The organism is Microbacterium sp. ZW T2_14 (assembly GCF_044987405.1).
Classification (GTDB): Bacteria; Actinomycetota; Actinomycetes; order Actinomycetales; family Microbacteriaceae; genus Microbacterium.
Map to the genome: position 1 here is coordinate 1 of NZ_JBJDRK010000116.1, position 2,467 is coordinate 2,467.

1 protein-coding gene is annotated in these 2,467 nt (G+C 77.0%); it reads right to left on the reverse strand.

The window, feature by feature from the left end; genetic code table 11:
- A partial coding sequence (locus ACI3KY_RS20185) for a beta strand repeat-containing protein (RefSeq protein ID WP_404931904.1) occupies positions 1 to 2,467 on the reverse strand: 2,467 nt, incomplete at both ends.

Here is a 2,467-nt window from a genome sequence, read left to right on the forward strand (position 1 = left end):
GTCGAGAGCATCCGCGTCTCGAGGACGACGCTGGCCGCGGTAACGCTGCGGGCGAGCACCACCGAGCCGGTGACGCCGGCGATTACCAGTGCCAGGGAGACGCCGACACCGGCGGTCCCCGCACCGAGCACGATCGCACCGGCGGTCGCCGCGGCGACGGAGCGCTGCGAGGCGAACAGGGAGAGCGCCCCGGTCACGGTGGTGGCCGTGCCGCTGCCGATGCGGGCGACGGTGGTCGGCGTCGCCAGCGTGACGGCGACCGCCGGCGCCAGCGCGACCTTGCCGCCGGCGGCGCCCATCCGTGCTTCGCTGCGAACCTCGAGGTCGCCGACCGCCATGACGGTGAGATCGGTCGTTCCGGTCAGGGTTGCGCCGTCGCCGATCTCGGCGCGCGTCGTCGCGGTGACCGCGGCGAGCGCGAAGGATGCCCCGAGGCCGAGGTCTCCGGCATCCGTCACCCCCTGGCCGGCAGGCAGCGCCTTCACCGAGGCCACGACGGTGTCGGCGGCGCTGATGGCCACCGCACCGCCGACCGTCGCCGCGCCGTCGAGCCCCGCGCGCACATCGTGGGTGGCGAGGAGGATCGCCACCGAGCCGGCGACCGAGACCTTGCCTCCGCCCGCGCCTGCGACCGACTCCACGACCAGCCTCGACACCGGGTCGCCCGGTTCCGCGAGGGCGCGCGCGGCGACGGTGAGCTGTCCGGCGACGATCGTCACGCCGGCGGGCACGACGGCTGTCGCATCCACGTCGACGAGTGCGAGCGCGACCGCCGCGCCGATCGTGGCGTCGGTACCCTGCGAGGCCGAGCCGTCGGCGCGGGCGGTCACGTCTGTGTCGGTGGCGGTGTCCAGTCGCACGAGCTGAACGGCCGTCACCGTGATGCCCGAGGCGAGCTCGGCGCGGGCTCCGATGGTGGCGACGACGAGCGCGACGGCGGCCGCGGCGTTCACGCCGCCCTGCGACGTCTCGGCGCTCGGTGCGGCGGCGCCACCGGTGCCGGCGCCCCCGTGGGCGGCCGAGACGGCGTCGGCGTGGTCGCGCTCGGCGGTGACCGCGGCATCCACTCCGCCGCCGGCGGCGCCGCCCGGGTTCGACGCGTCGCCCGAGTCGGCGCCGTTCTCGGGCGCCCCCGCCGTCGAGGCGGTGGCGTTCGCCGTCGCGTCGGACGTGGCGTGGGCCATCAGGTCGACCTGCTGCGCGGTGAGGCTCCGCGCGAGCGCGGTGCGCGTCGAGTGGTGGGCGAACGTCAGGGCCACGGCGGCCCCGATGCCGGCATCGCCGGCGCCGACGACGATCGCTCCCGCGGTCGAGCCGGCCGTCGCCTTCTGCACGGCCGCGACCTGCACCGCGCCGCTCGCCGTCACGGACGTCCCCGAGCCGATCCGGGCGAGTGTCGACACGTCCGACAGCGTCACGGCGACGGCGGGCACCACGGCGACACCGCCACCGGACGCCCCCATGCGCGCCTCCGTGGTGGACGTGCTCGTGGAATTCGCGAGGATCGTGAGCGCCGTGAGCCCCGGCAGTGCGCCGCCGTCGCCGACGCCCACGGTGACCGCGACCGTGACGAGCGCGAGCGCCACCGATGCGCCGAGGCCCAGGTCGCCCGCGTCGGTGACCCCCTGGCCTGCCGGCAGGGCAGCGACGGTCGTCGTGGCGTCCGCCTCTGCCGAGAGGGTCACCGCTCCGCCTCCGGCCGATCCGTCGACCGCGGCGATCGTCGCGCGATCCACGATCGCGAGCGCCAGACTTCCGGCCACCGAGACCTTGCCGCCCCCGGCTCCGGCGACCGAACGGGCGCTCGTCGTCGAGGTGGTGTCGGCGCCGTCGGCGACCGTGGCCGCCCGCACCGTCGTCGACGGCGCGGTCACGCTCGCGCCGGCCGCGATGGCGGCGCGGTGCGCGAGCGTCGTCAGAGTGAGCGCGACCGCCGCGCCGATCGTCGCGTCGCTCCCCTGCGACGCCGACCCGTTCGCGTCGGAGGCGGCATCCGTATTCTCGCCCGCGGTGATCGCGACAACCCCGCCTGCGGTGATGGCGGCGCCCGGGAGGACGGATGCCTCGACAGTGGCCGTGACCACCGTGACGGCCACGGCGGCCGCGGCGTTGATCTGGCCCTGCGAGGTCGCCGCGCTCGGGGTGGCCGCGGTCCCCGCGCCCGAGCCGCCGGCGGCGGTCGCGACGTCGTCGGCGTGGTCGCGTGCGGCGCCGACGGCGGCATCCACTCCCCCGCCTGCGGCGCCGCCCGGGTTCGAGGCGTCTCCCGAGTCGGCGGGGTTCTCCGGTGCGCCGGCGGCCGATGCCGCGGCGGTCGAGGAGGAGGACGAGACCGAGCCGGCGCCGAGCGTGACCGTTCCGCCGACCGTCAGCACGCGTCCGAGCGTCGCCCGCACCGTGTGCGTCGACGCGGTGATCGCGAGGCCGAGGCCCACGGCGGTGCCCGCCGACGTCCCGGTCGCGGCCC